This is a genomic window from Nocardia sp. NPDC056100, from assembly GCF_042266325.1.
Taxonomy (GTDB): Bacteria; Actinomycetota; Actinomycetes; order Mycobacteriales; family Mycobacteriaceae; genus Nocardia.
Genome location: NZ_JBHJVY010000002.1, coordinates 904773 through 926683, shown reverse-complemented (window position 1 = coordinate 926683; position 21911 = coordinate 904773). Strand labels below are relative to the sequence as shown.

General features: G+C 65.0%; 21 protein-coding genes. 10 read left to right on the top strand and 11 right to left on the bottom strand.

All coding sequences use genetic code 11. The annotated features are described in order from the left end of the window. The first annotated feature begins 21 nt into the window (after positions 1–21). Positions 22–1107: a methyltransferase gene (locus ACFC0O_RS16225; RefSeq protein WP_375958450.1), complete on the top strand. Its 1086-nt coding sequence runs from the start codon at positions 22–24 to the stop codon at positions 1105–1107. Positions 1108–1131: 24 nt separating this feature from the next. Here the strand turns inward: ACFC0O_RS16225 and ACFC0O_RS16220 are convergent, their stop codons facing one another. Then, complete coding sequence (locus ACFC0O_RS16220; RefSeq protein WP_375958448.1) at positions 1132–1716, bottom strand: PadR family transcriptional regulator; 585 nt, start codon at positions 1714–1716, stop codon at positions 1132–1134. 151 nt (positions 1717–1867) lie between these two features. Between ACFC0O_RS16220 and ACFC0O_RS16215 the strand changes: the two genes are divergently transcribed. The 5 genes from ACFC0O_RS16215 to ACFC0O_RS16195 all read left to right on the top strand — a co-directional run bounded on the left by ACFC0O_RS16215 (position 1868) and on the right by ACFC0O_RS16195 (position 9142). After that, a complete protein-coding gene (locus ACFC0O_RS16215) occupies positions 1868–3400 on the top strand; it encodes a multicopper oxidase family protein (protein ID WP_375958446.1) in 1533 nt (510 codons plus the stop codon). An 88-nt stretch (positions 3401–3488) separates the two neighbouring features. Next, positions 3489–5303, top strand: coding sequence for an MFS transporter (locus ACFC0O_RS16210; protein WP_375958444.1), 1815 nt, complete (start codon positions 3489–3491; stop codon positions 5301–5303). Between the two features lie 261 nt (positions 5304–5564). Beyond that, positions 5565–6806: an amidohydrolase gene (locus ACFC0O_RS16205; RefSeq protein ID WP_375958442.1), complete on the top strand. Its 1242-nt coding sequence runs from the start codon at positions 5565–5567 to the stop codon at positions 6804–6806. Positions 6807–6965: 159 nt separating this feature from the next. Continuing rightward, the gene (secY, locus tag ACFC0O_RS16200; protein WP_375958440.1) at positions 6966–8285 is read left to right on the top strand and encodes a preprotein translocase subunit SecY; all 1320 of its coding nucleotides are present in this window, start codon (positions 6966–6968) and stop codon (positions 8283–8285) included. A 17-nt stretch (positions 8286–8302) separates the two neighbouring features. Further along, the gene (locus ACFC0O_RS16195) at positions 8303–9142 is read left to right on the top strand and encodes a LuxR C-terminal-related transcriptional regulator (protein WP_375958438.1); all 840 of its coding nucleotides are present in this window, start codon (positions 8303–8305) and stop codon (positions 9140–9142) included. Between the two features lie 19 nt (positions 9143–9161). Here ACFC0O_RS16195 and ACFC0O_RS16190 read toward each other — a convergent pair whose 3' ends face one another. From ACFC0O_RS16190 to ACFC0O_RS16175, 4 genes are all read right to left on the bottom strand, one after another. Beyond that, positions 9162–10139, bottom strand: a complete 978-nt coding sequence (locus ACFC0O_RS16190; RefSeq protein ID WP_375958436.1) for a nucleotidyl transferase AbiEii/AbiGii toxin family protein — start codon at positions 10137–10139, stop codon at positions 9162–9164. 18 nt (positions 10140–10157) lie between these two features. Beyond that, complete coding sequence (locus ACFC0O_RS16185; RefSeq protein ID WP_364649093.1) at positions 10158–10529, bottom strand: VOC family protein; 372 nt, start codon at positions 10527–10529, stop codon at positions 10158–10160. Between the two features lie 159 nt (positions 10530–10688). Next, positions 10689–11126 carry a GNAT family N-acetyltransferase gene (locus tag ACFC0O_RS16180; RefSeq protein ID WP_375958433.1) on the bottom strand — a complete coding sequence of 146 codons (438 nt, stop codon included), beginning with the start codon at positions 11124–11126 and terminating at the stop codon, positions 10689–10691. 56 nt (positions 11127–11182) lie between these two features. Further along, positions 11183–12505: an APC family permease gene (locus tag ACFC0O_RS16175; RefSeq protein WP_375958431.1), complete on the bottom strand. Its 1323-nt coding sequence runs from the start codon at positions 12503–12505 to the stop codon at positions 11183–11185. Positions 12506–12895: 390 nt separating this feature from the next. On the opposite strand from ACFC0O_RS16175, the gene ACFC0O_RS16170 reads away from it, so the two are divergent. Beyond that, a complete protein-coding gene (locus ACFC0O_RS16170; RefSeq protein WP_375958429.1) occupies positions 12896–13309 on the top strand; it encodes a hypothetical protein in 414 nt (137 codons plus the stop codon). Positions 13310–13404: 95 nt separating this feature from the next. Here the strand turns inward: ACFC0O_RS16170 and ACFC0O_RS16165 are convergent, their stop codons facing one another. Then, positions 13405–14436 carry an alpha/beta fold hydrolase gene (locus ACFC0O_RS16165; protein WP_375958427.1) on the bottom strand — a complete coding sequence of 344 codons (1032 nt, stop codon included), beginning with the start codon at positions 14434–14436 and terminating at the stop codon, positions 13405–13407. A 109-nt stretch (positions 14437–14545) separates the two neighbouring features. Between ACFC0O_RS16165 and ACFC0O_RS16160 the strand changes: the two genes are divergently transcribed. Beyond that, positions 14546–15127, top strand: a complete 582-nt coding sequence (locus tag ACFC0O_RS16160; protein ID WP_364649106.1) for an XRE family transcriptional regulator — start codon at positions 14546–14548, stop codon at positions 15125–15127. A 16-nt stretch (positions 15128–15143) separates the two neighbouring features. Here ACFC0O_RS16160 and ACFC0O_RS16155 read toward each other — a convergent pair whose 3' ends face one another. Both ACFC0O_RS16155 and ACFC0O_RS16150 read right to left on the bottom strand, forming a co-directional pair. Continuing rightward, complete coding sequence (locus tag ACFC0O_RS16155; protein ID WP_375958425.1) at positions 15144–16097, bottom strand: SDR family NAD(P)-dependent oxidoreductase; 954 nt, start codon at positions 16095–16097, stop codon at positions 15144–15146. 74 nt (positions 16098–16171) lie between these two features. Further along, on the bottom strand, positions 16172–16927 hold the full coding sequence (locus ACFC0O_RS16150; protein ID WP_375958423.1) for a class I SAM-dependent methyltransferase: 756 nt from the start codon (positions 16925–16927) through the stop codon (positions 16172–16174). A gap of 55 nt (positions 16928–16982) precedes the next feature. Here ACFC0O_RS16150 and ACFC0O_RS16145 point away from each other — a divergent pair, with 55 nt between their 5' ends. Beyond that, on the top strand, positions 16983–17564 hold the full coding sequence (locus tag ACFC0O_RS16145) for a hypothetical protein (protein WP_375958421.1): 582 nt from the start codon (positions 16983–16985) through the stop codon (positions 17562–17564). 12 nt (positions 17565–17576) lie between these two features. On the opposite strand, the gene ACFC0O_RS16140 is transcribed toward ACFC0O_RS16145, so the two are convergent. Beyond that, positions 17577–19232 carry a hypothetical protein gene (locus ACFC0O_RS16140; RefSeq protein ID WP_375958419.1) on the bottom strand — a complete coding sequence of 552 codons (1656 nt, stop codon included), beginning with the start codon at positions 19230–19232 and terminating at the stop codon, positions 17577–17579. 106 nt (positions 19233–19338) lie between these two features. Here ACFC0O_RS16140 and ACFC0O_RS16135 point away from each other — a divergent pair, with 106 nt between their 5' ends. Beyond that, on the top strand, positions 19339–20883 hold the full coding sequence (locus ACFC0O_RS16135; protein ID WP_375958417.1) for an acyl-CoA carboxylase subunit beta: 1545 nt from the start codon (positions 19339–19341) through the stop codon (positions 20881–20883). Between the two features lie 18 nt (positions 20884–20901). On the opposite strand, the gene ACFC0O_RS16130 is transcribed toward ACFC0O_RS16135, so the two are convergent. Then, on the bottom strand, positions 20902–21279 hold the full coding sequence (locus ACFC0O_RS16130) for a 4-oxalocrotonate tautomerase (RefSeq protein WP_375958415.1): 378 nt from the start codon (positions 21277–21279) through the stop codon (positions 20902–20904). A 1-nt stretch (position 21280) separates the two neighbouring features. Beyond that, positions 21281–21745 (bottom strand): hypothetical protein, encoded by a 465-nt coding sequence (locus ACFC0O_RS16125; protein ID WP_375958413.1) that lies wholly within the window; start codon positions 21743–21745, stop codon positions 21281–21283. Positions 21746–21911: the final 166 nt, after the last annotated feature.

Below are 21911 nucleotides of genomic sequence, written 5' to 3'. Positions count from 1 at the left end.
CCCGATACGGAAGAGGGAATGATGTCGAATCTCACCGAGAAGTCAGATCGTGCCGAACCCGCCACCGCCACAACCGAACCCGAGGTGACGCCGATGGAGGCGGCCGCCGAGGTGCGCCGGCTCGGACAGGGCATTTGGGTCAGCAGCATCCTGCAAACCGCGGCTCAATTACGGCTTGCCGACTGCATCGAGGATGAGCCGATGCCGGTCGAGGAATTGGCGGCCAAAGCCGGGGTGGACGAACACGCGCTGATCCGCCTGTTACGGGCACTGGCAGCGCACGGGGTCTTCGCCGACGTCGGCGGGCAACGCTACCGCCACACCGAGTACTCGCGCGCGCTGCGGGTGGACAACCCGCACAGCGTCCGCAGCCTGCTGCTCCTGGCCGCCTCGGAGTGGAATTGGGCGGTGTGGCAGAACCTTCCGGGCAACGTCACCACCGGCAACGCAGCGTTCACCGAACACTACGGCAAGGATCTGTATCGCTACTTCGCCGAGGACGATCCGGGCGCGGGCGCGGTCTTCGACGAATCGATGTCCGAGGCGGGCAAATGGTCCTCGATACCCATCGCCCGCATGCTCGATCTCACCGATGTCCGCGTCATCGCCGATGTCGGCGGTGGTCAGGGCGGGCTGCTGCGCACGGTCCTCGAGCGTAATCCGCTACTGGGCGGGGTGCTGATCGACCGGGATCAGGTTGTGGCGCAAGCCGATCCGGTGCTCTTGGCCGGGCAGCTCGCCGATCGCACCCAGGTGATCGCGGCCGATATCCGCCTCGAGGTGCCTGCGAGCGCGGATCTGTATCTGCTGCGGCAGGTCATGCATATCTGGGATGACGAAACCTGTGTCCGCATTCTGCGCAACTGCGTCGATCGGGCGGTGCCCGGCGCACGCGTGGTCATGATCGAACACGTGCTTTCCGATGGGCCCCAGCCGAATTCACCGTTCAGTACCCTCATCGATCTGGTGATGATGTTGATCGGTTCGGGTCGTGAGCGCACGACCGAGGAGTTCGCCGAACTGGCGCAGCAGGCCGGACTGGAATTCCTCGGGGTTCGGCGCGGCGCGATGCCGTTCGGATTGATCGAAACCAAACTGCCGGGCTGAGATTCAGGCGATGTCCGCGGACGGTCAGTGCTCGTCCGCGGCGTCCTTGGTGTCCTTGTGCTCGGCCTCGTCCGCGAGCAGCTTGTCCAGATGATCGAGCAGTTCGGCATGCCACTTCAGCTCGGCCTCGATCCGAAGTTCGATGTGCCGGAACGTCATTCGCTCCATACCGTGAATATGCGGTTCAGCCACCCGCTGCTGCTGCCGCCACGAGGACTGCAGCGTCTCATAGGCGAGTTTGCGTTCCTCGAGGTAGGCCCGCAGGTCCTCTTCGGGCATATCGAACGTGTTCTGCATGGCCAGGTCGACCGGGTCGGGTCGCACGCGTGCGGTGCGCAGGGCCTCGTCGCGGTGGGCGATCAGCTCGTTGCGGCCGGCATCGGTGATTCGGTAGACGGTCCGTGCCGGGAAGTTGCCCTCCTGCTCGGTGCGGACGGCCTCGATCAGATCCTCGGCGGCCATTCGGTGCAGCGCGCCGTAGAGCGAACCCGGTTTGACGTCACTCCAGAGGTCCATGCGGTCGAGTTCCGCGGCCCGTCTGATCTGGTGACCGTGCATCGGGCCGCCTTTGGCCAGAGCTCCGAGAACGAAGATCCGAACGCTGTTCACGCGACTAGTAAAGCATGAGTAGCCGCAGGCGAGCAAAGGTTGCCGGACCCGTATTTCGCATGCGGCCACTCTCGGATGACTAGATCTGCACAAGTACTCGCGTATGAGTAGTCTGAGGTGACATCGACAGGTGATCACCAGGGAGGACATCGTGACGACTCGAAGACAGCTATTGGCCGCCATGGCCGAGGTGGGGGTGCTGCTGGGCGTGAACGCCGTTGTCACCAGTTGCAGTACAGGCACTCCCAAGAGGGCGGTGCAGCAGGCGGGGGTCGGTGATGGAGAGTGGACGCCGCCGCGTTCACCACCCAAGACCAGTCCCGGAGTCAGTCGATTTACGCTGCCATTCAGGCGTCCGCCGGAACTGCGGCCCACCCGCGACGACCCGTCGGGCACCTACTACGACCTGGCGCAACAGGCGGGCACCGCGGAGATCATTCCCGGTCTGCGCACACCGATTTGGGGATACGGGGGCACCTTTCCCGGTCCCACCGTCATCGGGCGATCGGATCGACCGGTCATCATCCGCCATCGCAATGAGCTGCGGGTGCCGGTGTCGGTGCATCTGCACGGCGGGCGCACCCCCGCTACCTCGGACGGGTATCCGACCGATCTCATCGCGCCCGGCGGCAGCCGTGAATACACCTATCCGCAGGGCCAGCGCGCGGCCACGCTCTGGTATCACGATCACCGCGTGGACTTCACCGCACCGCAGGTGCATATGGGCCTGGCCGGATTCCATCTCATTCGCGACGATGTCGATGACGCACTGCCACTGCCCAAGGGAGACAAGGACATTCCCGTCCTGCTCACGGATCGGCTTTTCGAGGCCGATGGCGCGATGTTCTACCCGTCGGTGGATCCGAGCCTGAGCAAACCGGGCATCTATCCATGGGCGATGAACGGTTTCTACGGTGACACCATGCTGGTGAACGGGGTGCCGTGGCCGCTGCTGCAGGTCTCGGCGACCAAGTATCGGTTCCGGATTCTCAATGCCTCCAATGCCAGGATCTACGAGCTCAAACTCGATCCCGCACCGCCCGGCGGCGTGCATTTCGTGCAGGTCGGCAGTGACGGCGGGCTGCTCGCCGGGCCGGTATCGCAGGATCGGCTGGTGATCTCCCCGGCTGAAAGATTCGACGTCATCATCGATTTCGCCGCCTACCCGGTGGGGACCCGGGTCGTGATGACCAACGGTTGGGCCGACAAACCCGTCATCGATCAGGTGATGGCCTTCGATGTGGTGCGCACCGAACCCGAGCGCAGCAGCATTCCCGCGGTGTTGTCCACCCCGGACATGCCCGACCCGAACGCCGCGGTCAAGACGCGCAAATTCGAGGTCAAACGCCGTTCGGACGGGATGTGGGGGATCAACGGCGATATGTTCGACGAGCACCGGATCAGTGCCGATCCCAAGCTGGGCACCACCGAGATCTGGGAATTCACCAGTGACGTAAGGCATCCCATGCATCTGCACCTGGTGCATTTCGCGGTGCTCTCGCGCTCATATCCCGCCCTCGGACCGTTCGACGCGGGACTGAAGGACACCGTGCATGTGCGGCCGGGGGAGACCGTGCGGGTCGCGGCCAGGTTCGACGGCTGGCCCGGTAAGTACGTCTTCCACTGCCACAACCTCGAGCACGAGGACATGATGATGATGGCCAACTTCCAGGTCACTCCCTGAATTCACCCCCGCGAGGGTTGTTCGTGGGCATTCACTCGTGCTGTACTAGTCGCACGCGAGTAGTCGTACAAGACTAAATTTCGGAGGCATGATGACCTGGCAGGAGTCCGCCACCTCGGGTGGCGGCACACAAGAGATCGACGCAACACGATGGCGGCAACTAGCGGTCGCCATGGCCGGAGCCTTCCTGATCCTGTTGGACAGCACGATCGTCAATGTCGCCGTGCCGTCCATCCAGCGCGATTTCGGCAGTGAGTACAGCGCCGTGGAATGGGTGGTCACCGCGTACGCGCTGGCCTACGGCGTACTACTGATTCCCGGTGGCCGCCTCGGCGACCGCTTCGGGCACAAAACCCTGTTCATGATCTCTGTCGCGGGCTTCGCGATCGCCTCGATCCTGTGCGGCACAGCGCAATCGGTGGGCCAGCTGATCGCCTGGCAGGTGGTGCTCGGTGCGATGGCAGGGTTGATGAATCCGCAGATTCTGGCGGTCATTCAGACCGCGTTCCCATGGCAGGAACGCGGTAAGGCGTACGCCATCTACGGCGCGGTGAGCGGTTTCGCGACCGCGGTCGCTCCGCTGCTGGCGGGCCTGCTCATCCAGTGGAATATCGGCGACTACCAGTGGCGGCCGATCTTCCTGGTGAACGTGCCGATCGCGATCGTGGCGTTGGCGGCCGCGGCGCGAATCATGCGGCCCACCAAGGGTCGTGGCGGTTCGCTCGACCCACTGGGGATTGTGATGATCGCTGTGACGGTCTTCCTGATCGGCTTCCCACTCATCGAGGGGCAGAGCCAGGATTGGCCGGTCTGGATCTTCGTGATGTTGGCGGCCGCGGTGCCGCTGCTGATCGCGTTCGTGGTGTGGGAGCAGCGGCGCGGTAAGTCCGGGCATGAGCCGCTCATCGATATCGGCATGTTCCGCAATCGCGCGTTCAGCGCGGGCGTGGGGATCGGCTTCGCCTACTTCGCCGGTTTCATCAGCCTGTGGTTCATCCTGTCGGTCTATCTGCAATCGGGTCTGCAGCGTTCGGCATTGACCGCGGGCTTGATCCTGTTGCCGTTCGCGCTGGGCACGCTGTTCGGCTCGATGTTCTCGGACAAGGCGCACACCAAGCTCGGCAAGTGGGTGATGTCGATCGGGCTGGGCGTCGTAATGGTCGGTCTCGCAGGGATTCTCGGCACCGCGATCTGGGTGGGCCCCACCATGTCCGGCTGGGAACTCACCCCGTGGCTGCTCATCGCCGGCATCGGTTCGGGCCTGGTGATCGCCCCGAACGTCGATGTGGTGATGAGCGGTGTCGGCTGGTCCGACGCGGGTTCGGCGGCAGGTGTCCTCAATGTCGCCCAGCGCCTGGGCAGCGCGCTGGGCATCGCCCTGGCTGCGGTCGCGTTCTTCGGCATTCTCAAGAGCGCGTCGGTCGATTCAGCCAACCATGAAGCGCCGCAACTACGTTCGGAACTGATCGCCACCCAGATGCTCGGCACCGATGCCGACGTCGACGCCGCAGTACAACGCTTCGTGGATTGCTATGACAAGCGCTCGCATGCCAAGAACTGGACCGACGAAGTCCCCGGCTGTCCACTGCAGGCCACCGAAGACCCCGTCGGTACCGCCTTCGCCGGCGCCATCGACCGCACCGTCAAACGCAACTTCACCACCGCTCTGATGGGCGGCACCGGAGTTTCACTCGGCCTGGTCACCGTGGCGTTCCTACTCGTATTCGCCCTGCCCGCCCGCAAACCCGAAGGTGCGGACGGTTCTTGGGGCGATAACGCGGGGGAATGGACCGGCAATGCCGGGGGAGGCGAATGGAGTGGCGGCACCGGCGGCGGTGAATGGACCGGCTCCGCGGCCGAATCAGGTGACGAGACCACCCGCTGGACCACGCCACCCCGCTGAATCCCGCTATACCCCAACCCCTTCGACCACCCGAATACCCCACGGACCCCTCCGCTCCCCCCAAGGGCATCCGTGGGGCACGGCGAGCCGCCGGGCGACCATGCCGCCCTCGCCCGGCGGCTCGCCTCCTGTCGTGCGCGGATTCGAATTCATACCGCGCATCGCCTTTCCGCAGGTTTGGAGCGGGTGGATGTGATGGGATCGAGGACTGCTATCCGATAGCGATCAGTCCTTGGTCCCCGTCCCGGGAAAGGTGGCACCGTGTCCACATCCGACGCGCAAACGGTTCTGAAGGGTCTCGAGGGGATTCGTTCCGATGTGGAGGGGTACTACCGGAGACTGCATGCCCATCCGGAGCTCGGGATGATGGAAGTCGAGACCGCTGGTCTGGTTGCGAAGCTGTTGCGCGAGTGGGGATTCGAGGTGGTCGAAGGGATAGGCACGACCGGGGTTGTCGGAATTCTGCGCAATGGGCCGGGGCCGTGTGTGCTGGCTCGCGCGGATATGGACGCGCTGCCGGTGCGGGAGGAGACGGGGCTGCCGTATGCCAGCACGGTGACCGGAAAAGATAGGTTCGGCAATGAGTTTCCGGTGATGCACGCGTGCGGGCATGACATTCATACCGCCGGGTTGTTGGGTGCGGCACGGTTGATGGCCTCGGCGCGGGACATGTGGCAGGGCACGCTCGAGGTGTTGTTCCAGCCGGGGGAGGAGACTGGGGCGGGGGCCGCGGGAATGGTCGCCGATGGGTTGACCGATCGGATTCCGGCGCCGGATGTGGCGCTGGCACAGCATGTTCTGCCGTTCCGGGCCGGGGAGGTGAAGATCTGTCCGGGGCCTTTCCTATCGTCGGCGCAGTTGTTCGACATCACGATTCACGGGCGCGGGGCACACGGTTCGATGCCCGAGGCGGCGATCGATCCGGTGGTGATCGCGGCCTCGACGGTGCTGGCGCTGCAGACGATCGTCTCGCGGGAGTTGGCGGCGAAGACACCGGCGTCGCTGACCGTGGGCAAGATCCGTGCGGGAAACGCGGGCAATGTCATTGCCGATACCGCGGAGTTGCAGCTCAGCACTCGGTCGTACGACGACGGCACCCGCGCGCATTTCGAGGCGTCGATCCGGCGGATCGTGGATGCGGTGGCGCAGGCGGCGGGGGTGCAGAAGAAGCCGGATGTGGTGAAAATCGTTGATACCGAACCGGTGATCAATGATCCGGAAGTCAGTGGCAAGGTCGCTGCTGCGTTCGCCGAATTCTTCGGTGCCGCTTATGCGCAGACGGGGTCGGCGACGCCCAGCGAGGATTTTCCCGAGATCCCCAAGGCGTTCGGCGTGCCGTACCTGTACTGGGTGATCGGCTGCACCGATTCGGCGCTGTTCGACAGTAGCAAGGACATTCCGACCAACCACAGTCCGCAGTTCGCCCCGGCCCTGCAACCCACGCTCGATACCGGCGTGCAGGCGATGGTCGTGGCCTTTCTGGTCTGGCTCGGGAAGAGCTGACGGGCCCGCGATTCCCCCGATCGAGGGAGGCGGAAGTCCGCCCTGCGGGCGACGTGTGCGAGGGTCGGTGATCCGTAGCGTCGAGGGTCCCGGCAGGCTCGACGCTGATCATTCATAGCGGGATTCGCCTGTGCAACAGCCACGTTCACAGGAGGATCCTTGCTTTCCGCCCTCGCGCCCGCTTTGCGGACCCCGGATCTGCGGCGGAAGATTCTGCTCACGCTCGGGCTGCTCGCGCTGTATCGGCTCGGGGCGACCTTGCCGTCGCCCGGGGTCGATTACAAAGGGGTGCGCAGTTGTGTCGACAACGCGTCCGGCGGGCAATCGGGTGGGATCTACCAGCTGATCAGTTTGTTCTCCGGCGGGGCGCTGTTGCAGCTCACGGTGTTCGCGATCGGGATCATGCCGTATATCACCGCGAGCATCATCACCCAGTTGCTGGCCGTGGTGATTCCGCGGTTCGAGGAGTTGCGCAAGGAGGGGCAGACCGGGCAGAACAAGATCACGCAGTACACCCGGTATCTGTCTGTCGCACTGGCGGTGTTGCAGGCGTCGACGCTGGTGGCGTTGGCCGGGCACGGGCAGCTGATGCCGGGGTGCGATAAGTCCATGCTGGCGGATAGTTCGCTGTTCTCGATGATCATCATCGTGCTCGTCATGACCGCCGGTGCGGCGCTGACCATGTGGTTCGGCGAGCTGATCACCGAGCGCGGGGTGGGAAACGGGATGTCGCTGTTGATCTTCGCCGGTATCGCGGCGCGGATTCCGACGCAGGCCATGGCGATTCTGGACAGTCAGGGCGTGCTGGTCTTCGCCGGGATCTGTGGTGCGGCATTGCTGACGATCGTCGGGGTGGTGTTCGTGGAGCAGGGGCAGCGGCGGATTCCGGTGCAGTACGCCAAACGTGTGGTGGGGCGCAAGATGTATGGCGGGTCGTCGACGTACCTGCCCTTGAAGGTGAATCAGGCCGGGGTGATTCCGGTGATCTTCGCGTCCTCGCTGCTGTATCTGCCGAATCTGTTGGCGCAGTTGACTCGGAGCGATTCGGGGAATCCGGCGACGTGGCAGGTGTGGATTTCGAAGTACCTGGTCAATCCGAGCAGTCCGGTGTATGTCGGGGTCTACTTCGCGATGATCGTGTTCTTCACCTACTTCTATGTCGCGATCACCTTCAATCCGGAGGAGCGCGCGGATGAGATGAAGAAGTACGCCGGGTTCATACCCGGATATCGCCCGGGGAAGCCGACCTCGGACTACCTCAGCTATGTGCTGAGCCGAATCACGCTGCCCGGGTCGCTCTACCTCGGCGTGGTCGCGGTGCTGCCGAACCTGCTGTTGCACTTCGGGGCTACCGACACCACCCAGACTCTGGCGCTCGGCGGCACGTCGGTGCTGATCGTGGTGAGCGTCGGCCTCGATACGGTCAAACAAATCGAAAGCCAGCTGTTGAACCGGAACTATGAAGGTTTCCTGCGCTGACTCTAAGGTCGGAAGGTATGGCCACGAATACATCGGGACGTCCACTGCTGCGGGCCGCGTCATCACTGGCGGTTGCCGTCACCGCGGCGACGCTGACTGTCAGCGGAACGGTCGGGAACGCGCCGCTGCCCGCTCCCGTCGAGGTCGCCAGCCTCGCCGAGCACACGCCCGCGGCCCCCGATGCCGCATCGCTGTCAGCGATTTCGGTGCTGATCGCCGACGGACATCTGGTGTTCCGTTCGGGCTTGCGCTCGGTGATCAGCGGCCAGCCCGATATCGAATGCGTCGCCGAAGTCGGTGACGGCGTGGCCGCCCTCCGCGAAATCCAGCGCCTGCAACCCGATGTGGCGCTGATCTCGCTGGACATGCCGGGACTCGAGGCGGCCGCGACCGCACCCGAGAGCCCCACTCGCATCCTCACCCTCACCAACCACGAATCCGATGAAAACCTCTACCGCGCAATGAGTCTCGGTGCCACCGGATTCCTCAGCAAAACGCTTCCCTCGGCGGGCCTGCTCTCGGCCATCCGCACCGCGGCCCACGGCACCGCCCTCATCGACCCCAGCCTGACCCGCCGCCTCATGGCACGCCTGGCCACCGGAATCGACCCCTTCCCGGCAGCTCCCGAACTCGAATCCCTCACCGCCCGTGAACATCAGGTCCTACTCCTGATAGCCAACGCCTACACCAACCCCGAAATCGCCCGCATCCTCGGCGTAGGCGAACAAACAGTCAAAACCCACGTCTCCAACGTCCTGGCCAAACTCGGCGTCCGCGACCGAGTCCACGCCGCCGTCTACGCCCACACCCGCCGCATCGTCCCGCGCGAGGTCATGCCGCCCGGTCTACGCGCTTGAATCCTCGGCTTCGAGGGGGCTAGGCGTCGGCACCGCGAGTCGTTTTCCGCACTGCGAGAGCAAGATTCGGTTCGAGGGCTCGAACCAGTCGGTCGAGCCAGTCGCCGAGCTCGCCACTAACGCCAGGGTGGCTGGTGCGGAAAACGGTCCAGTCGACTTCCCAATCCCGCACGGCGGTGGGAGTGAGGTCGCGAGTTCTGGTACCGAGAACTGCGCGCAGCAGTCGGGCGGTGAGTGCGGTGTGCGGGGATTCGGCCAGCAGGACCGCGTCGTAGAGATCCTTGCCGTTCGCGTGGTCGGATTCGGTCGCATCGGTCTGCAGCCAGAGCAGTTTCCATGCCAGGGATAGTTCTCTGGAGGCGGTCGGGACCGGGGTTGGTGGGCGGCCGTCGGCGCGGGGGATCGCGGTCCACACGGGTGGGTCGGGCAGGGTGTGGTCGACGGCGAAATCCAGGTGTAGCTGGCCGGATCCGTAATTCTCGCTGTCCCACGGCACAATCAGTCTGGTGCCGGTGCTGCCGTAGCTGTCGAAATACGGCCATTGCTCGTCGGTCCGAATGCCGCGGGGATTGAGTGTGACGTCATCACTGGCGAATCGATCGCATGAGATGGCGGCGGTCAAATCGTCCTGTAGCGAAGGGCGTTCGAATTCATCGGCGCGGATCCACCGCAAACCTTCCGGGGGAAGGTTCGGGCGCAGGCCGAAGGTGTCGAAGTCCTCGTCGGTCCAAATCTCGGAGCGGGCAGCGCCGCCTTGGGCCTCCGGCCACTGTTGAACCGTTTCGATGGAGTCCAGGAACGGGTAGGGATCGAGGGGATCGCAGAACTGCGGTTCGAGCACGATCCAGTCGAGATCGCCCGGTGGTCGAGCCTCGGGTCCGAGCCACGCCAGCAGAGTCATACTGCCGCGCAACACCATTCCAGCGCCCCAGTCCGAATTGGCCACTACGGCCAGGACATGATCCAGCGCAACCCGATGCGAATCAGCAGTGGCCATAATTCGAACCTCGCACCACTAGACGCTGGGCGGAACCGTCAAGCAGAACGGATGCCCCGACGGATCCAACAGCACCCGCCACCGATCCGGCGCAGGCTGAAACTCCGGCTTGACCGCCCCGAGCGCAACCGCCGCCTCCTCCCCGCTATCCAGTTCAGCTACAAAGAGTTCCATATGCATCTGCTTGGGAACCTTGTTCCCGGGCCAATCCGGCGGCACATGATCGGCCACCCGCTCGATCGTCAACATCACCCCGTCCCCGCGCATCACAACCACATCCTCGGTCTCATACCGAATCTCGAAGCCCAGCAATGCTTGATAGAACTGCCCGAGCTCATGCGGATCTTTGCTGTCGAGCGAGATCGCCCCGAACTTGGCTATACCGGCCATCGTTCCCCCAGGAACTCAGTGCTCCGAGTCTCGCCCCGAGAGCGTCATCACCTGCCTACCACAAACGGTAAGCACGAGCGGTGGGCGATGGCTCGACTCAGCCTCGCCATCCTGACGAGTGAAGCTATTGCTGCATATAGGTCTTAGGTGGCAAAGGAATCAGTCGAGTGGGGTGAAGCGGTAAACCCGGGAGTCTCGGGGGTGGAAGTCGAGGCGTTCGTAGAGGTGGTTGGCGGCGGTTCGGGAGGGGCGGGAGGTTAGGTCGAGGGTTCGGGCGCCGGCGGTGGTTGCGCGGGATTTGGCGGCTTCGATCAGGAGGGCGCCTACGCCTTGGCCGCGGGCGATGTCGTCTACTACGACGTCTTCTACGCGGGCTCGGAGGCCTGAGGGGAGGGGGAACATCACCAGAGTTAGTGTGCCGACTATTTTTTCGTCGCTTCGGGCTATCAGGACGGTGGTTGCGTCGGCGGTGGCGAGGTGGGTCAGGGCTGTTCGGTCGAGGCGGGGGGCCGTTGTCGAGAGTTGGGGGAGGAGGCGGTCGAATGCTTCGACGATTTCGTCATCGACCACGGTCAGGGGTTCCACGGTGACAGCCACCTGGGCACTGTACTTGCCGGTGGGCCCCGAATCGATCGTTTGGCGACGCACCGGCACTACCGCCGCTCGTCCGGTCCCGGTAGCCTCGGGGACTCCGCCGAGCGCGGCTGGGTGGGAGAGCCGATAACGCCCCGCACTACGTAGATCGCGCCACCGAATGCTATGACCAGCACACCGGACAGCACTGAAACCCACGGCAACGTGAATGCCAGTGCAAGACAACCGATCAGCCCGAGGATTGGGATCACTCTGGGTGGACGGCGCTCGGCTGCGGTCAGAGTCCAGGCGGCGGCATTGGCGATGGCGTAGTAGAGCAGCACACCGAAAGAGGAGAACCCGATCACCGCCCGCAGATCGGTTGTGGCGGAAGCGATTGCCACTACCGCACCGACAGCGAGCTCGGCGCGATGGGGGACCTGGAACCGTGGGTGCACGGCGGCGAGCACTGAAGGCAGGTGTCGATCCCGTGCCATGGCGAGTGTGGTGCGCGAGACGCCCAGGATCAACGCCAGCAGTGAGCCCAGCGCCGCGACCGCTGCGCCGATCCGCACAACCGGGACCAACCATTCATGACCGGAAGCCCGCACCAACTCCGTCAGCGGAGCCGTCGCGGTCGAAAGTTGCTGTGGTCCAAGGACGAGCAGGGCCGCGACCGCGACCGTCGCATAGACGAGCAAGGTGATGCCCAGGGCTGCGGGGATGGCGCGGGGGATCGTGCGCTCGGGATCGCGGACTTCCTCGCCGAGGGTCGCGATGCGCGCGTATCCGGCGAACGCGAAAAACAACAGGCCCGCCGCCTGCATGATGCCGGTGACGGAGGTATCGCCGCCGATCGCGAGCCGTGCGGTGTCGGTATGGCCGCTGCTGAACGCGGCAGTGACCACCGCAGCCAGCACCGCCAGCACGACCCCGACAATCACCCGGGTCAGCCACGCGGACTTCTGAATTCCGCCGTAGTTCACTGCGGTCAGAGCCACCACCGAGGCAACCGCGACCACATGCGCGTGCCCGGGCCAGAGATATGTGCCGACCGTCAACGCCATTGCCGCGCACGAGGCGCTCTTGCCGACGATGAAACTCCAGCCCGCCAGATAGCCCCAGAATTCGCCGAGCCGCTCGCGACCGTAGACGTAGGTGCCACCGGAGGCCGGGTAGCGGGCTGCCAGGCGCGCGGAGGATGTCGCATTGCAATATGCCACGACTCCCGCGACGACCAACCCCACCAGCAAACCCGACCCGGCCGCGTGCGCGGCCGGACCGAGCGAGGCGAAGATCCCCGCACCGATCATCGCACCGAGCCCGACCACCACGGCATCGCCCGTGCCGAGGCGGCGAACGAGCTGCCCCGCCGACGAACCGGGGGACGCACTGTTCGTCACGCGTTGCTCCTCACCATCGACACGGCGCGACCCTAGCTGCTGGCACCGCGCGCTGCTACCGATGGACGGCGACGACGTGGGGTTTCGCCGGTCATACGCACAACCCGAGGGATTTGATGGGGATCGGGATGATCACCCGGACGCCGCACTCTCCCCACGCCACTCGCCGGGCTCGCGGTACGCGCGAACCACGGAGCGGAGGATTACCGTGACTCTCACGGCGAGTGAGGGCGGCGGGGCGGATGAACCGATCCGTCATGTGTTCGGCAATCACGTGATCCGCTATCGCGGAGATGGCAGCAGTGGCGGACCCGGACCCTCAGCCCGCGGTCCGATTGCACCTCCGGCACGTCGGTCCTGCGTTGACCGGCCCGAGCTGAACGGAACCCCATGCCCGAGAACCCGACTCCACACGCCGACGGTTTCGTCGACGCGTTCGTTCATCGCTTCCAGCGGGAGCGGGCGCGAGATCTGCTGCGACGCTCTGGTTTCGGTGGATTGATCGCGGACGGCATCTACCGCAGCATTGACGAACGCTGGATCGAGACGATCGTACCGGGACAGCAGACGGCCCCGAAGATAGCGGCCGCGCTGCATGCTCTCGGAGCTCCCGCCTCCTGTGTCGTTCTCGACGGGCGTTCCGGTCCAACGGAAGTCGAGGTTCCCCTGGCGGGCGCATTGGAGTCGATCGTCGGCTGGGATGACGATGTGGTCGTCTCGTGCCTCGCCGGGGAACTCGCCTACCTCGAGACCGAGGGCGTCAGTGCGCGGTACATCCTGCACCGTCCGGCCTCGCGCCGATGAGCACGGCCGGTGCGGCGACAGGGAACTGGAGATGATCACAGCGTTACCGGAGCCGGCGTCCCCGCAGAGCATCACCCGCGCAGCTCTGGAAATCCTCAATCCAGGAACTGTTCGAGCTCTGCGGTGACGAAGTCGGGATTCTCCTCGACCAGCCAGTGTCCCGCGTGCGGAACATCAACGGCCCGAACGATATTGCTCATGCGTGGTGCGACCGTCGCGCGAATGGCGTCGAGTTGTCCCTGAGCGGTCATGAGCAGGGTCGGGACCGCTGTCGGGGTGTCAGCCACGGTGTCGCGGACATCGGTGTCGAGGGCGCGATAGAGCTCGAATCCACCCGCCAGGGCCGATGGCCGGTTGTAGGTGCGTGCGAATTCGTCGATGTCGGCATCGGTGAATGGAGAGCGCTGGGAGGTGCCCCCGAATGCGGTGCCGCCGAAGGAGACTTGCGGGTAGAACATCGCCAGATACTCGCGGACGTGGTCGCCGACGACCGCTTCGGGAACTCGGCGCTGGGAGTGAAAGGAGATGTGCCAGCTCAATGTTCGATAGGTGGGCGCGTCGATCGCGGGGCCTGGGAGCGGTAGGTCGAGGTAACCGAGGCGGGCGGTGTCGGCGGGGAACTGGTCGGCGTATTGGAAGGCGACCGCGGCTCCGAAGTCATGGCCGACGACCCGGGCGTCCCGCACGCCCAGCCTGTCGGCGATCAGGGTGTGCACGTACCGGGCGAGGGTCGCCTTGTCGTAACCGCTGGGCGCGCCAACGCTGTCGCCGAGTCCCGGAAGGTCGATGGCGTAAACCGTATGGTGCTCGGCGAGCGCGGGCATGATCGGCCACCAGCCGTACCAGGTTTGCGGCCAACCGTGGATCAGTACCACCGGGGTGCCCTTGCCGCCGGTCACATAGTGCATGCGAACGCCGTCGACGTCGGTGAATTCGTGTCGGAAAGTGTTCTCGAACCGAGGATCGTCGTGGGTGGCGGCAGCGTAGGAAGGGACCGCCGGTGGTGCGGTGGAGCAGGCTGCGGCCGCCATCGTCAATAACAGCGCCAGGGCGATCCCGATGACCGCGCGCCCGGCGCTCAGTTTCCTCGAAAGCCGAGTCTTGTTATGGCGCTTGATGTTTGGCACGCTGTCCTCCTGAGCGGGTGCGGATCCGGCGATAGGCCGGAATGGCCCCAGTCTCAGTCGGCGCACCCTCGCCTGGCACGCGAACTTGCGGTTTCGGCAAGATGGATGCGTGGACTTCGATACCGATGAGGTGCTCGACGCGGTCGGCCCGCGCCTGCGCGCACTACGCCGCGAGCGCGGCATCACCCTCGCCGCGCTCGCGGCGACGACCGGCGTTTCCGAGAGCACACTGTCCCGGCTCGAGAGCGGGCAGCGCCGAGCCACCCTCGAACTGTTGCTTCCGCTCTCTCGCACCTATGACGTGCCATTGGACGATCTCGTCGGCGCGCCCCGTACCGGCGATCCCCGCATCCACCTCAAACCGATCCACCGGTCGGGGATGATCTTCGTGCCGCTGTCCCGGCGACCGGGCGGCGTTCACGCGTTCAAAATGATGATCCCCGCACGTCCGGCGCCACTCGAGCCGACGCCACAGACACACGACGGCTTCGAATGGCTGTACGTGCTCAACGGCCATCTTCGATTGCTGGTCGGCACCCGCGATCTGACCCTGCCGCCCGGCGAGGCCGCCGAATTCGACACCTCGGTACCGCACTGGCTGGGCAGCGCCGATGGCGGAGCGGTCGAACTGCTCATCCTGTTCGGGCCGCAAGGGCTGCGATCACACGTGCACACCGGCTCGCAGGGGTGAGCGTCCTCGGCGGCCGCTATCGGTGCGGTGCGTGCGAGGTATTGGGCACTGCCGCAGAATCGAACGGGTCGACACCGGTGAGTGCCGCACTGGCGGTCCATAATTCGGCAGCAGTGTCGAGGTCGGTCATGTGCGGTCGCGGCGTTTCCCGATGCGGCCGTCCACGGAGACCGAAAACCCGTGGCCCCCATAGCTCTCCGCCGGAGATATCGAGATCCAGCACGGCGCGAACGATGGGGTGCGCGCCCGCGTCCTTGCCGTGCAGTGCGAGCCTGGCGGGCAGTCCACTCAAACGTTGCGCTGTGGTGCGCGCGAATATCGACGGACGTGCCGGAGTCAACGCGTCCAGCGCACCACCGGGGTGCACGACAATGCTCGCCGTCTCGGCGTCGAGAGTTCGCAACCGGCGATCGAGCTCGAAGCCGAACAGCATCTGCGCCAGTTTGGATCGCCCATAGGTGCGCTTGGACCGGTAGTCGTGTTCGGATTCGAGATCGGCGAGATCGAGCCGCTCCGACCGCGCCGCGAAGCTACCCACGGTGATCACCCGACTGCCACGGGCAGCGGAAAGCAATGGCGCGAGGTGCGCGACCAGCGCGAAATGCCCGAGATGGTTCGTGGCGAACATCAATTCGTGGCCCTGAGCGCTCAGACGGCGTTCGGGACCGGACAGCAGGACACCGGCGTTGAGCACGACAGCATCCAGGGCGTCGACGCCGAGCGCGTCCACGGTCGCGGGCAGCGACTCCAGATTCGCCAAATCCACGCGCACCTGATGAACCCGAGCTCGGTCGACCCGAGCCCGAATCGCGGCCGTGGCCAGTTCCGCCTTGCCCGCATCGCGGCATCCCAGCACCACTGTCGCCCCGGCGGCCGCGAGCTGCTCCGCGGCGAAGTATCCGATCCCCGTATTGGCACCGGTTACCAGAACGGTCTTTCCATCGGCGCGATAGCCGCTCTCCCACGTCATGCCAGCAACCCTCACCCCGGGCTCTTGCACCGCGCTCACACCTCACTGGCGTACGTCTTTTCCGGTTACCCAGATCAGTCGCGGCGAAGGACGAAGAACAGGAATGCCAGGAAGCTCGAACCGGTCACCTGGCCGAACACCTCGGGAAACAGTTCACGGGCGGCGGGTGTGGCAGGTGGTTCGCTGATGACATCGATGTGCAGACCCGCGGCGATGAAGGCATTGGTCATCGCGTGCAGGGGCCGGTCCCAGAAGCTCAGTTTCGCGGTCTGCCCGCCCATGGTCCATTCCTCGACACGGTTGCGGGTATCGAAATAGTCGTTCTTCCGCCCGTCGGCGCGTTCGCCAAGATGGATCGCGAATGGGTGCTCGACCGAAACGATGAGGCGGCCGCCGGGCCGCAGCACCCGGCGCAGTTCCGCCAGCGCCGGTCCCCAATCGCGCAGATAGTGCAGGACCAGGGACGCGACGATGTCATCGAACGCGGCATCCGGAAAAGGCAGTGGCTCCGCCAGATCGGCGATACGCAGATCCGCATCGGGACCCAGTCGCAGCCGGGCCTGCTCCAACATCCCTGCGCTGGAATCGATTCCGGTCATGATGGCTCCGCGATCGCGTAGTTCGGCGAACAGCGGACCCGCCCCGCATCCGGCATCGAGAATCCGCCGACCCTCGACATCCCCGGCCAGCTCCAGCATCGCGGGACGCTCGTAGTACGCGTTCAGCAGACTGTTCTCGTTCTCGGCGGTGTACCCCTCGGCGATACTGTCGTAGTCACTGATCTGCGCGGAATCAGCTGGGAGCGAACGGCTTTCCGGAGTGGATGTCATCGCTCCATAGTGCCGTGGCCGACTGTGTTCGGGAGGCGGGCGGTTAAATGGCCCCATGACGATCGAGATCAACAACGCGGCCAGCCCCACGCCCGAGTGGCTGGCCGCACAGGTCGGCGGTGATGCACTATGGCGTCCGGCCGAGTTGCCCGAGCGACTCGAGCACGCCGAGTCACGAGCCTTCTTCACCGAGGTGGGATTTCCGGCGGTAGCGATCGACCGCGAGTGGTTCAATTCTGCGGAGCTGCCGGAAAAGGGTATGTGGGAAGCGGATCCGGACGAGCTGTTCGGCCGCCGCTACCCGGACGACGATTCCCCGCCCGCCAAGTACGCCTACGGACTGGGCACCTTCTACGGGGAAATGACCTTGATGCTCGATGGCGAGACGGGCGTGGTGCAGGTCTACGCCCCGAGCAGGTGGGATCACGGCGAGGGTGATCAGGGCATCGCGTTCGCCTCGGTGCGCGAGGCGGCGGGCGCGGTGGCGCTGATGGCGACTCTGGCAGCGCCGCTGGAGGATCCGGACTCCGACGCTACCGCGCGCGAGCTGATCGCCGCGATCCGCGCGCACGAGTGGGAGAAGTCCGCCTATTGGGCGTGGGTGGTGGAACGGCTGGAAGAGGACTACCTGAACTGATGCCTCGGCCGTTCAGTTCCGGCCCGAGGTGATGTAGTAGTACATCGGATCGATCATGTCGATGAGACGTTCGATCTCGTTGTCGGTGAAGCGATTTCGGCGACTGATGGTGATCAAGACCAGGTCGTTGATTGCTTTGGCGATGGTGTCGAATTCGCTGCCGGGAGGCGTGCGGGCGTCGTGCGATGGGTGTGCGCGGTTCAGGTTGGCGCCGGCGTCGGCGGCGATCGCACGGAGTACACCTACCGCGCCGCGTGGGCTCGCCGCGGCGGTGTGGTTGTAGAACTGGAGGGCGGCCTGGATGAGAGCGGCCGGGCGGGGGTGGACCAGGGAGCGCTCGACGACCGTGCGCTCGGCTGGGTGGTTCTCGTCGAGGCTGGTGAGAGCGTGTGCTTTCGCGGTCAGGTAGCGCGCGACCAGGATGTCGCGGACGATGCCGTATTCTGCGGTTCGAAGCATGTCGATCGCCGCCTGTTCATCGCTGTCCAAGGGCGAAGGGGCGCGGTCGAATTCGGCGGTGGGGTCGGGGCGGGTGAGATGGTCGAGGTGCAGTAGCGCTCGGATATTGCCTTCGTGGCGCTGGCGTTCCTTGCTGGTTGCGGAGAAGCAGGACAACAACTTTCGCGTGATGCTTTCGATGTTGTCGCCGGAGATGGCAGCGTAGAGCCGGCGGTGTTCGGGATGGCTCGCGTATGCCATGTGGATTCGGCGCAGTCCGAGGATGACATCGGCGAGCTCGCTGGCTCGCAATGTGTCCTGCGGCTCCCGGGCGGCGCTCGGGCCGGAGCCGCAGAGTTCGATCAGAGTGGTGGCGATCGTGTGGAGCGAACGCATTTCGCGGTCCGGATCCTCTTCAGCGAGTGCGCGGGCGTGGTCGGCGTGGAATCGTGCCAACTCGTGGTGTAGCCGCCAGCCCAGCGTGTCGGCGAAGGTCATCTCGGTTTCCTTGATGGACCGGATTCGGCTCAGGCCGGTGGGCTCGTAATCGGTTTTCCTGCACAGGATTACCTCGGCTGCGGCCGCCGCACGGGTGCAGCGTATTCCCATCATGCAATCCAGGCGGGCCTCCGGATCGACCAGGGCGATTCCCCGGCGCGCCCAGTCCCGGGCAGCGACCACCGGTTGCTGATCCCCGCGCCGACGCTGTTGCAGGTGACGTTCGGCGAGCTCGGCCGCCCAGAAAAGCATGTCGGAGTGTTCATTGCCGGTCGACGCGTGGTCGAACTGTTCTTCCAGACGAGCGATGTCGTAGTGCCGGGCGGAGAATCGCGCCTCCAGTCGTTGCGCGTCGCCCCGGTCGAGCCGAGTGTCAATGGGCTCGCCGCGTGCGGTGAGTGCTGCGATCTGATCCGGGACGGGCCGATCGTCCGCTGTCAGATTTTCGATGACCGCTATCGCGAGCGCTTCGACGGTCTTGAAGTGTTTCCACATGGTGGCCTTGGGAATTGGGCCCTCGGTGCCGTCACGCCGAATGTATCCGCGGGCGGTGCCGCACACGTCGGCGAGGGTGAGTCGCTCGATCGAATTGCCCGGACGCGGTGAGCTGATGCGTTCCATCATCACCCGCTCGGCGGCGGCGACGATCATCGCCTTGGTGTGTTCTTCGAGGGCGCGGCCCGCGCGCGCCTGGTAACTCGTTGCACCGCTATGCATTGCTATGGACGACACGGCCTCGAGTTTATTGCAGTGCACATAGTTGTGAACCGGTCTATTCCAGCTAGGGTCGGCCTCTGAAGGCGAAACCGGCAGCCCCGGTTCCAGGGAGGACCCATCTGTGACGACCACCGGCGCGAAACACGCATTGCTGCAGCGGAATCTGGCGGAGGCGCACGAACCGACGGGCGCGGCCGGGATCGCCAAGCGAGCGGCGAAGAATATTCCCAGCCCGCGCCAGCGCATCGAAATGCTTGTGGATCCGGGCAGTTTCATCGAGATCGGCGCGCTTGTGCGCGAACCGGGCCGGGCGGATGCCCTTTACGGCGACGGCGTGGTCACCGGCCGGGGCACGGTCGATGGGCGTGCGGTGGTGGTGATTTCGCATGATCAGACCGTGTACGGCGGATCGATCGGAGAGATGTTCGGCCGGAAAGTCGCCGCGGCCATGGATTTGGCGGCCGATGTGGGGTGCGCGTTCGTCGCGATCAATGACTCCGGTGGAGCTCGGGTACAGGACGCGGTGACCTCGCTCAGCTGGTACGCGGCCCTGAGTCGTCGACAACTGCGTATGTCCGGGGCGGTACCGCAGGTGTCGGTCATGCTGGGCAAATGTGCTGCGGGAGCGGTCTATTCACCAATCAACACCGATGTGCTGATCGCGACCGAATCCGCGTACATGTTCGTGACCGGTCCGGACATCATTCGCGAGACCACAGGGGAGGAGGTCACCCTCGAAGAACTCGGCGGCGCGTTCAACCAAGCCCACAACGGCAATATCCATCACATTGCCGTGGACGAGCGAGCGGCGTTCGACTGGGCGCGAAGGTATCTGAGCTTCATGCCGTCCAACTGCTTCGAGCAACCGCCGGTGGTGAATCCGGGGATCGAACCCGAAATCACCGACAGCGACCGGGAATTGAACACTCTGATTCCCGACTCCGATCGCTCCGGGTACGACATGTACGACGTCCTGGCGAGGATCTTCGACGACGGCGACTTCCACGAAGTCGGTGATGCCGCCGCTCGCAATATCATCACCGGCTTCGCGCGCGTGGACGGCCGCAGCGTCGGCGTGATCGCCAATCAGCCGCTGATGTCCAGCGGTGCGATCGACGCTCGCTGTTCGGACAAGGCGGCGCATTTCATCCGGCTCTGCGACGCGTTCGGTCTCCCACTGATCTTCATCGTCGACACCCCGGGCGTGCTGCCGGGCGTGGAAGAGGAGAAGATCGGCGTCATCAAACGCGGCGGCCGATTCTTCTATGCCGTGGTCGAAGCGACCGTCCCGATCGTCACGGTCATCGTGCGCAAAGCCTATGGCGGCGCGTACGCGGTGATGGGGTCCAAACAACTCGGCGGCGATATCAACCTCGCCTGGCCGACCGCCCGCATCGCAGTCATGGGCGCGGAAGCCGCTGTCAGCCTGACCCAACGGCGACAACTCGCGGCCGTCCCCGAGACCGAGCGACCCGTCCTGCGCCAGCAGCTGATCGACTTCTACAACGCGACCGCGGCAACACCCTGGATAGCCGCCGAACGCGGCTATATCGACGCGGTCATCGAACCCGCTCATACTCGACTGGAAATCCGCAAAGCGCTACGCCTGCTGCGCGACAAGACAATTCGGCACGGTCCCCGCAAGCACCACCTCATGCCGCTCTAGCACCCAACCGGTCCGGGATCAGCTCGGGCGCCAGTTCTGTTCCTCGCCGGGTTCGGGGAGGACGACACCGCCCTCCATGATCCAGCTGGCGGCGAATTCGATCAGGGCGATTTCGACCGCTGATGGATCGAGGTGGGCCGCTGTAGCGATGGCGGATTGCAGGGTGTGTTCGAGGCGGGCGAACAGGTCGGGGGTGCGGTTGCCTCCGCCTCGGACGCCGGCGATCACCGATAGTTCGACTGCGGTGCGGATCGGCTGTCCGTGCAGGAAGACGACGCTGACGAATTCCGGTGGGGCGTCGGTGATTTTGCAGTGGGTCGTGGTGATGGCTTCGACGATGGCCTGGTGGGCTACGGCGTCGGGGAGGGCGCGGCAGGCGACGTTGTAGAGCGGCATGTCAGCTCCCGGGGTGGTTGGCGGCGATGGCGAGGTGGCCCCGGGTGAGCCGGGATGCGACGAGGTGGGTGAGGGTGCGCAGGAGGAATACCGGGCGGGCGGCGGGGCGGATTCGGGCGCGGTTGAGGTCGAGGTAGCGGCTGAAGAGGGCGCTGTCGACGAGGGCGAGCATGAGGTCATTGGGGCCGGCGCCGGTGATGGAATTCCAGGCTTGGCTCATTGCGCGCATCGCGTGTTCTCGGCGAGTGGGGTCGAGGCCGTCATCGGTTTCGGCGAGTACCCACGACATTGTCGAAGGTTTGTTCTCCGTGTACGACTGACCCCTGGGGATCTCGCACCAGACCACCACGGTGCGGTAGCCGGTTCCGAGTGACTCGCGATAGGACTCGCCCAGAGCGCGCTCCGCGGCTCGGAACTGCGATGACGTCAGGCTGCCCTGCTGGATCGTGCACAGTATCCGGCGCATACCCGCCTCCTTACTCCGCGGCGACCATGCCACGGCTGAGGCGAAATCTAGTACACCAATCGGTGTACTACAAGAACGCGGGCGAATCAGGGGCCGTGCGACCCGATTACGGTGTTGGGGTTGTTCCGGCATGGACCAGAGGTGCCGGTCGGGTGATGAGATGGAG

What these genes read in the sequence shown, in the direction of transcription:
- ACFC0O_RS16225 (WP_375958450.1), top strand. Translation starts at nt 22, where the DNA reads ATGTCGAATCTCACCGAGAAGTCAGATCGTGCCGAACCCGCCACCGCC.
- ACFC0O_RS16210 (WP_375958444.1), top strand. Translation starts at nt 3,489, where the DNA reads ATGATGACCTGGCAGGAGTCCGCCACCTCGGGTGGCGGCACACAAGAG.
- ACFC0O_RS16195 (WP_375958438.1), top strand. Translation starts at nt 8,303, where the DNA reads ATGGCCACGAATACATCGGGACGTCCACTGCTGCGGGCCGCGTCATCA.
- ACFC0O_RS16190 (WP_375958436.1), bottom strand. Translation starts at nt 10,139, where the DNA reads ATGGCCACTGCTGATTCGCATCGGGTTGCGCTGGATCATGTCCTGGCC.
- ACFC0O_RS16185 (WP_364649093.1), bottom strand. Translation starts at nt 10,529, where the DNA reads ATGGCCGGTATAGCCAAGTTCGGGGCGATCTCGCTCGACAGCAAAGAT.
- ACFC0O_RS16170 (WP_375958429.1), top strand. Translation starts at nt 12,896, where the DNA reads ATGCCCGAGAACCCGACTCCACACGCCGACGGTTTCGTCGACGCGTTC.
- ACFC0O_RS16155 (WP_375958425.1), bottom strand. Translation starts at nt 16,097, where the DNA reads ATGACGTGGGAGAGCGGCTATCGCGCCGATGGAAAGACCGTTCTGGTA.
- ACFC0O_RS16150 (WP_375958423.1), bottom strand. Translation starts at nt 16,927, where the DNA reads ATGACATCCACTCCGGAAAGCCGTTCGCTCCCAGCTGATTCCGCGCAG.
- ACFC0O_RS16145 (WP_375958421.1), top strand. Translation starts at nt 16,983, where the DNA reads ATGACGATCGAGATCAACAACGCGGCCAGCCCCACGCCCGAGTGGCTG.
- ACFC0O_RS16130 (WP_375958415.1), bottom strand. Translation starts at nt 21,279, where the DNA reads ATGCCGCTCTACAACGTCGCCTGCCGCGCCCTCCCCGACGCCGTAGCC.
- ACFC0O_RS16125 (WP_375958413.1), bottom strand. Translation starts at nt 21,745, where the DNA reads ATGCGCCGGATACTGTGCACGATCCAGCAGGGCAGCCTGACGTCATCG.